This is a genomic window from Maribacter polysiphoniae, assembly GCF_003148665.1.
GTDB classification, from domain to species: Bacteria; Bacteroidota; Bacteroidia; order Flavobacteriales; family Flavobacteriaceae; genus Maribacter_A; species Maribacter_A polysiphoniae.
Window position 1 is genome coordinate 214,826 of sequence record NZ_QGGQ01000008.1, and the last position, 8,316, is coordinate 223,141.

3 protein-coding genes and 1 rRNA gene are annotated in these 8,316 nt (G+C 42.3%); 3 read left to right on the forward strand and 1 reads right to left on the reverse strand.

Features of this window, described 5'->3' with window-relative positions:
- Window positions 1–105: 105 nt before the first annotated feature.
- The 3 genes from LX92_RS16125 to LX92_RS16135 all read left to right on the forward strand — a co-directional run bounded on the left by LX92_RS16125 (window position 106) and on the right by LX92_RS16135 (window position 7,532).
- Window positions 106–1,248 carry an acyl-CoA dehydrogenase family protein gene (locus LX92_RS16125; RefSeq protein WP_109652870.1) on the forward strand — a complete coding sequence of 381 codons (1,143 nt, stop codon included), beginning with the start codon at window positions 106–108 and terminating at the stop codon, window positions 1,246–1,248.
- A gap of 300 nt (window positions 1,249–1,548) precedes the next feature.
- Window positions 1,549–6,057, forward strand: a complete 4,509-nt coding sequence (gene gltB, locus LX92_RS16130; protein WP_109652872.1) for a glutamate synthase large subunit — start codon at window positions 1,549–1,551, stop codon at window positions 6,055–6,057.
- Between the two features lie 8 nt (window positions 6,058–6,065).
- Window positions 6,066–7,532: a glutamate synthase subunit beta gene (locus LX92_RS16135; RefSeq protein ID WP_109652874.1), complete on the forward strand. Its 1,467-nt coding sequence runs from the start codon at window positions 6,066–6,068 to the stop codon at window positions 7,530–7,532.
- A 465-nt stretch (window positions 7,533–7,997) separates the two neighbouring features.
- Here LX92_RS16135 and rrf read toward each other — a convergent pair.
- Window positions 7,998–8,109: ribosomal RNA gene (rrf, locus tag LX92_RS16140) — 5S ribosomal RNA — on the reverse strand.
- Between the last annotated feature and the right edge of the window lie 207 nt (window positions 8,110–8,316).

The following is an 8,316-nucleotide window of genomic DNA, read 5'->3' on the forward strand; positions in this document are numbered from 1 at the left end:
TCCTTTTAAACTTAAATATTTAGCACTTCTAAAACATCTTCCCAAAGCATATGGAATTATATAACATAACTGTATATTTGTTAGTACTAACTTAAACTCAACATAATGGATTTCACTCTTACTGAAGAGCACTTAATGATTCAGGAGGCTGCTCGTGAATTTGCCCAGAATGAACTGTTACCAGGGGTTATTGAACGTGATGAAGCACAAAAATTTCCCACGGAACAAGTCAAAAGAATGGGTGAGCTCGGCTTCTTGGGCATGATGGTCGACCCCAAATATGGAGGTAGTGGCCTAGACACCCTTTCCTACGCCTTGGTCATGGAGGAGTTATCAAAAATAGACGCATCATCATCGGTGGTCGTATCCGTTAACAACTCATTGGTATGTTACGGTCTTGAAGCCTATGGCAGCGAAGAACAAAAACAGAATTATCTAACACGGTTGGCCAGTGGGGAAATCATTGGTGCCTTTTGCCTTTCGGAACCGGAAGCGGGCAGTGATGCCACTTCGCAAAAGACCACGGCATTGGACAAAGGGGACCACTATATTATCAACGGCACCAAAAACTGGATTACGAATGGCAATTCCGCCTCTGTTTATATCGTGATTGCACAAACCGATAAAGAAAAAGGACATAAGGGAATTAATGCCTTGATCGTAGAAAAAGGAATGCCCGGTTTTGAAATTGGCCCTAAGGAAAATAAACTTGGTATTAGGGGAAGCGACACCCATTCCTTGATCTTCAATGACGTTAAAGTCCCTAAGAAAAATAGGATCGGTGAGGACGGATTTGGATTCAAGTTCGCCATGAAAACCCTGGCCGGAGGTCGAATCGGCATCGCTGCCCAAGCCTTGGGAATAGCTTCTGGTGCCTACGAATTGGCAAAAAAATATGCCAAGGTACGCAAGGCCTTTGGCACCGAAATCGTTAATCACCAAGCCATCGCCTTTAAATTGGCCGATATGCACACCCAAATTGAGGCAGCAAGACTTTTGGTCTACAAAGCCGCAAAGGACAAGGATACAGGTGCCAATTATGATCTTTCAGGTGCGATGGCCAAATTATACGCCTCACAGGTAGCTATGGACACCACGGTAGAGGCTGTCCAAATCCATGGTGGAAATGGCTTTGTCAAAGATTATCATGTTGAACGATTAATGCGTGATGCCAAAATAACCCAAATATATGAAGGTACTTCTGAGATACAGAAAATCGTTATTTCGCGGAGTATTACAAAGGACTAATTCCATCCCCACCCCTATTACGATCTATTGCTCCATAATATAGATTGTAAAGGACTGCATAAATGACTGTTTATTGGGGTTATTTTTCTTTTTGGATTATCATCAAGTACAACTTCACCAAACCAAAGTTGTGGATTCTTATATAATTGTTTGCGGAATTCTTAATAAACGTCATGTAAAAATTCGATATTGAAGATATTAAATCAAATATTTAAAAACGTTGGTTTTTTTTGTTACAAAACGGTCCAATGATAATTATAATTCATATAATGTAATATTTTTGCGTAAATACCATAATTTATGAAGTTGACTAAACAAGGGTTATACCTGCCGGAATTTGAACATGATAATTGTGGCGCCGGTTTTATATGTAGTCTTAAAGGAGAAAAGTCTAACGACATTATCCATAAGGCTTTGGAGATTTTGGACAAACTCGAACATCGTGGCGCGGTAAGTGCTGATGGAAAAACCGGTGATGGGGCCGGAATCCTTATTGACATCCCCCATGATTTCTTTGTCGATGTATGCGACTTTGAACTACCATCTGCCGGGGAGTATGCCGTAGGCAACATCTTCCTTCCCCAAAAGGAAAACCAAAGGACCTTCTGCATCAAGGAATTCGAAAAGAATATCGAGGATCAAGGATTGCGATTACTTGGCTGGCGTGATGTACCTGTAAACCGGTCGATTCCTGGCCGCATCGCCATGGAAACGGAACCTTTCGTAAAACAGGTCTTTATCGCCAAAGAAAATGCCGAACAGGATTTCTTTCAGTTCAACTTAAAATTGTTCATTGCCAGAAAAATAACCGAGCATGCGATTTTAAATTCAAAACTATCCGAAAGCCAGTTCTTCTACGTACCTAGTCTATCAACGAAAATAATCATCTTCAAGGGGCTTTTAATGCCGAAAGACATTAGCCTTTATTATACGGATTTAATGGACTCCAGGGTGGTCACTAGACTTTCCTTGGTACACCAACGTTTTTCTACCAACACCTTCCCGACATGGGATTTGGCACAACCCTTTAGGTATATGTGCCATAACGGTGAAATAAATACTTTACGTGGTAATGTATCACGTATGAAATCAAGGGAAGAATTGCTCGAAAGTGAGTGGTTCGGTGAGGATATCAAAAAAATACTGCCAGTCATACTTCCGGGTAAATCCGATTCCGCCACTATGGATATGGTTGTGGAACTACTTTTAATGACAGGACGCTCCCTACCTGAGGTAATGATGATGTTAGTGCCAGAGGCATGGGAAAAAAACAGCGAAATGTCGGAAGCAAAACGTGCTTTCTACGAGTACAATTCCTGTAGTATGGAACCTTGGGACGGACCAGCTTCCATCCCTTTTACTGACGGTAACTATATCGGGGCTCTTCTAGACCGGAACGGTTTACGCCCTTCAAGGTATACCGTAACCAAAAATGGCAATGTCATCATGTCTTCTGAAACCGGGGTCATCGACATAAAACCTGAGGATGTTGAATTTCACGGTAGACTCGAACCTGGTAAAATGTTCTTGGTGAACATGGAAGAAGGCAGGATCATCAATGATGAGGAAATAAAGGAAGAGATTGCCCAAAGGCATCCCTACAAAAAATGGTTGGATGAAAACCTGGTTCACCTTAAGGACATCCCTTATAATGATTGCCCTCTCTTTTTAGGGGAAGCCTCCCTGGAAAAACGCAAGGCTGTTTTCGGTTACACCCTAGAGGATATCAATACACTTATCCTCCCTATGGGGAAAACGGCGAAGGAACCTATTGGGTCAATGGGGTCGGATACGCCTATAGCGGTCCTTTCTGAACGTCCACAGCATATTTACAATTACTTTAAGCAATTGTTCGCCCAAGTCACGAACCCACCCTTAGACGGGATACGTGAGGAGTTGATAACCGATATCAGCCTTACTTTGGGAAGTGACCATAATCTTTTTACAATCACTGAAAAACATTGTAGAAAACTTAAGATCCAAAATCCTGTTATCTCAAAAGAGGATTTGGATAAAATAAAAAATTATGATGCCAGTCCGGACTATAAGGTAGTTTCCATTCCTATATTGTACGAGATCACAAAAGGTCTAAACGGATTGGAAGATGCCCTTGAGTCAGTACTACAACAAGCTTCCAATGCCATTGACGATGGCGCGAACATCATTATACTATCGGATAGGAACACCAATGAGGAAATGGCCCCCATACCTGCCCTATTGGCATGCTCCTTCGTGAACAGTGGCCTTCAAAAGAGTGGTAACCGTTCGAATCTGAGTATAATTATTGAGTCCGCAGAACCTCGTGAAGTCCATCATTTCGCCCTCTTGTTCGGCTTTGGTGCCAGTGCGATAAACCCTTATTTGGTCAATGAGATTATTGCTGAGCAAATAGAAGAACATGATATTACAGAGCTCACCGCTGAAGAAGCCATAAAAAATTACAACAAAGCCATTGGCAAAGGGATACTCAAGGTCATGAACAAAATTGGTATTTCCACCTTAAATTCATATCGTGGATCCCAGTTGTTCGAGTGTATTGGTATCAACACCAAGGTGGTCAATAAATATTTCCCGAACACCCCCACCCGAATCCAGGGTGTCGGACTCTATGAAATAGAAAAGGAAATCGCAAAAAGACATCACAAAGCCTATAACAAAAGTGAAATTGCCGCAAACCTCGATTTGGAGGTCGGCGGGGAATACCGATGGAGAAGGAATGGGGAAAGACACATGTTCAACCCCCTATCGGTCGCTAAACTGCAAAAAGCTGTTAGAGGCAACGAACCGGACACCTATAAGGAGTTCGCTGCAATGGTGAATGAACAATCCAAAAATTTAATGACCATTCGTGGATTATTTGAATTTTCCAATTTCGACCCCATTCCCTTGGATGAGGTTGAGCCTTGGACCGATATTGTAAAACGGTTTAAGACTGGAGCCATGTCCTATGGATCGATCAGTAAGGAAGCGCACGAAAACCTGGCCATTGCCATGAACCGTATTGGCGGTAAGAGCAATTCCGGTGAAGGTGGCGAGGATGCCGATCGTTTTTATAAGAACCAAACCGGTGAATGGCGAAATAGTGCCATTAAACAGGTTGCCTCAGGTAGGTTCGGGGTTACTTCGAATTACTTAACGAATGCCCAGGAAATACAAATAAAAATGGCGCAAGGGGCCAAACCTGGTGAAGGTGGACAATTACCCGGCCCTAAAGTGAATCCGGCCATTGCCAAAACCAGGAATTCAACCCCATATGTTGGGTTGATATCCCCACCACCGCATCATGATATTTATTCGATTGAAGATTTATCACAATTGATATTCGATCTTAAATCTGCCAATAGAAAAGCCCGTATCAACGTTAAGTTGGTATCTGAGGTAGGAGTAGGTACCGTCGCCGCAGGGGTCTCGAAGGCCAAAGCGGACGTTGTTCTTATTTCCGGTTTTGATGGTGGAACAGGGGCATCTCCCCTAACATCATTGAAGCATGCCGGACTCCCTTGGGAATTAGGTATTGCCGAAGCCCAACAAACACTTGTTTTAAACGACCTTAGAAATAGGATTGTTTTAGAATGTGACGGACAATTGAAAACAGGACGCGATGTAGCCATTGCATGTCTCTTAGGTGCTGAGGAGTTTGGTTTTGCAACCGCCCCGTTGGTAGCCTCTGGCTGTGTAATGATGCGTGTATGCCATTTAAATACCTGTCCAGTGGGTATTGCCACCCAAAACCCGGAATTACGTAAGAAATTCAAAGGGAAACCTGAACATGTTGTGAATTACATGTATTTCGTAGCCCAAGAGCTTCGCGAAATTATGGCACAACTCGGATTTAGGACAGTCAATGAAATGGTTGGTCAAGTCCAAAAATTAGATCGCAAAAAGGCTATTGACCATTATAAGGCCAACGGAATAGACTTAACACCTATACTGCATGAAATAGATGTTCCCAAGGGTACTAAATTCTACAATACTCAAAAGCAACAGCACGATGTCCACAAATCCATCGAATTCCAAATCCTGGAAAAAGCCAGACCGGCATTATTCAGAAAGGAAAAGATATCGTTGGACTTTCCTATAAAGAATACAGATAGGGCTGTTGGAGCCATAATGAGCAATGAAATATCAAAGGTTTATGGTGCCCAAGGATTACCGATAAATACCATAAAACTCAATTTTACAGGTTCCGCCGGACAAAGTTTCGGGGCTTTTGCAACACGCGGCCTTACCATGACCGTGAATGGCAATACCAATGATTATTTAGGTAAAGGACTTTCCGGTGCCAAATTGGTTATAAAGGTACCTGAAAAATCAACCATCATTCCCGAAGAAAATGTCATTACTGGCAACGTTACCCTTTATGGTGCAACCGCAGGACGGGCTTATATCAATGGGAAGGCTGGCGAACGTTTTTGTGTTCGTAACTCTGGGGCCAAAACCGTTGTAGAAGGCATCGGAGATCATGGCTGTGAATATATGACCGGAGGGGTTGCCGTCATTCTTGGTGAAGTGGGTCGAAATTTCGGCGCTGGAATGAGTGGTGGTATTGCCTATGTTTACGACAAGAACAAAACCTTTGAGAAAAATTGCAACAAAGAGGCACTGAACCTATTACCTGTCGAAGAAGATCAGGATATCAAACAATTAAAGGAACTTATCGAAAGTCACTACAATTGTACAATGAGTCCTCTGGCACAACGTATTCTTGAACATTGGGAAGAATGTCTTCCTAGTTTCATTAAGGTATTCCCAGAAGAATACAGACAGGCATTGATTCGTTTAGAAAAAGAAACATTACAAACAATTTAAATCGAAACATGGGAAAGATCACAGGATTTTTGGAATTCGATAGAAAAATAGAGGAATACGCTCCCGTGGAAACACGTGTAAAAAACTATAAGGAGTTTACCATTCCATTGAAAGAATCAACACTGAAAGAGCAAGGAGCCCGTTGTATGGATTGTGGTATTCCTTTTTGCCATAGCGGTTGTCCTTTGGGCAATCTTATACCGGATTTCAACGATGCCGTATACCGTGGCAAATGGGAAAAAGCGGCAAAAATATTACATGCGACCAACAACTATCCTGAATTTACAGGAAGATTATGTCCTGCTCCTTGTGAAGAAGCGTGTGTACTAGGGATCAATGAAGACCCTGTTACCATTGAAAATATTGAAAAGAACATTGTCGAAACCGCTTTTGCGAATGGTTGGATCAAACCTGAACCGCCTAAGGAACGAACAGGAAAAAAGATAGCCGTTATAGGTTCTGGCCCTTCAGGATTGGCCGCCGCACAACAATTAAACCGTGCAGGACACCTCGTAACCGTTTTCGAAAGGGATGAAAAACCGGGTGGACTCCTACGTTATGGTATTCCAGATTTTAAAATGGAGAAAAGCGTGATCGATAGAAGGTTGGAAATACTCAAAGAAGAAGGTATTGATTTCCAATGCGGGGTTCACGTTGGCGTAGATGTAAAAGCCGATCAATTAAAGAATGAATATGATGCCTTGGTATTATGTGGAGGAGCTACGGTAAGACGAAATCTTCCGATAAAAGGTGCAGACCTTAAAGGTGTGGTACAAGCTATGGATTTCCTAGGCCAAAATAACCGCAGGGTTGATGGTTTAAAGTATCAAGGGGAAGACATATTGTCCACTGACAAAAATGTAATTGTTATTGGAGGCGGTGATACAGGTTCGGATTGTATTGGTACTTCAATCAGACATGGTGCATTATCAGTAACAAACTTTGAAATCATGTCCAAAAGCACACCTGAGCGTCCTGAAGGGCAACCATGGCCATTTTGGCCCATGCGCCTACGTACCAGCTCCTCCCACAAGGAAGGTGCTGAACGTTATTTCAGTATTTCAACCAAAGAATTCGTTGGAGATAAGGATGGTAACCTTACCGGATTGATCACTACTGAGGTTGAATGGATCAAGGAACCGGGAAAACGTCCTATACTAAAAGAAGTAGAAGGCACTGAGAAAGAATGGAAATGTGAACTGGCTCTATTGGCCCTTGGTTTTACAGGTTCTGAAATGACCATTGCCGAACAATTGGGACTGGAAGCAGACCCAAGAACAAATATCAAGGCTTCTGAAAAAGATTACATGAGTAATATCCCGGGGATATTTGTCGCAGGTGATCAACGCAGGGGACAATCCTTGATTGTTTGGGCTATTTCCGAAGGAAGACAGGCCGCTTACCATGTAGACACTTACTTAATGGGTGAATCGGAATTACCTCTAAAAGGACCAGGGGATTTACCAAGAGTATAGCTAATACTATATAATAACATTAAAAAGCCACTTTTAAAAAAAGGTGGCTTTTTTATTTCCTTTATTTACCCATAATTTTCTTCTATCCTCCTTATTTCATCACACAAATTTACATTCCACGTATATTCTAGTTGTAGTCCCCTACCGAAGTAATACTACCCATACCTAAGGTCCATCACAAAGTTCTGTTGGAAAAGACATGGCTCAAAGTACTCCGTTTGCTTAAAATAAGCAGAGTAAAAGCGCTTTGATACTTATATAGGTAGATAGATCTATTTAAAAGGTATAAAGCTGCAGTAATCCTTTCAAGGTGTTTGGCGTGAGCATTCAGTTCTAGCCCACATAATCGCATAAAAAAGCCCTTCACGAATTGTGGAGGGACTTCAAGAGGACGGCGTCATCGGCGCTCCCTAAAATCGGTCAAAAAAAAAGGATCCCGACCAAATTAATGATCGGGATCCTCGAAAAAGGCGGCGGCCTACTCTCCCACTTAGTGTAGCAGTACCATCGGCGCAGACGGGCTTAACTTCCCTGTTCGGAATGGTAAGGGGTGGGCCCCGTCGCCATGGCCACCTAAATTATTCGGTCAATGTTTTGATTAACGATCAACAGTTACCAATATATATTGATAATTGCCCATTGTTCATTGCCAATTGTATGATAATGACATAATAAAGGGACAGTTGAAGAAAAAAGTACGGTTTTTTTAAGTAAAGGGTTCGTTTCGAACTAAGTAAAGGTATTCGTCCCTTCCTTTCCCCTGTAACGGGTTGGGGAAGGGACC

What these genes read in the sequence shown, in the direction of transcription:
- gltB (WP_109652872.1), top strand. Translation starts at nt 1,549, where the DNA reads ATGAAGTTGACTAAACAAGGGTTATACCTGCCGGAATTTGAACATGAT.
- LX92_RS16135 (WP_109652874.1), top strand. Translation starts at nt 6,066, where the DNA reads ATGGGAAAGATCACAGGATTTTTGGAATTCGATAGAAAAATAGAGGAA.
- LX92_RS16125 (WP_109652870.1), top strand. Translation starts at nt 106, where the DNA reads ATGGATTTCACTCTTACTGAAGAGCACTTAATGATTCAGGAGGCTGCT.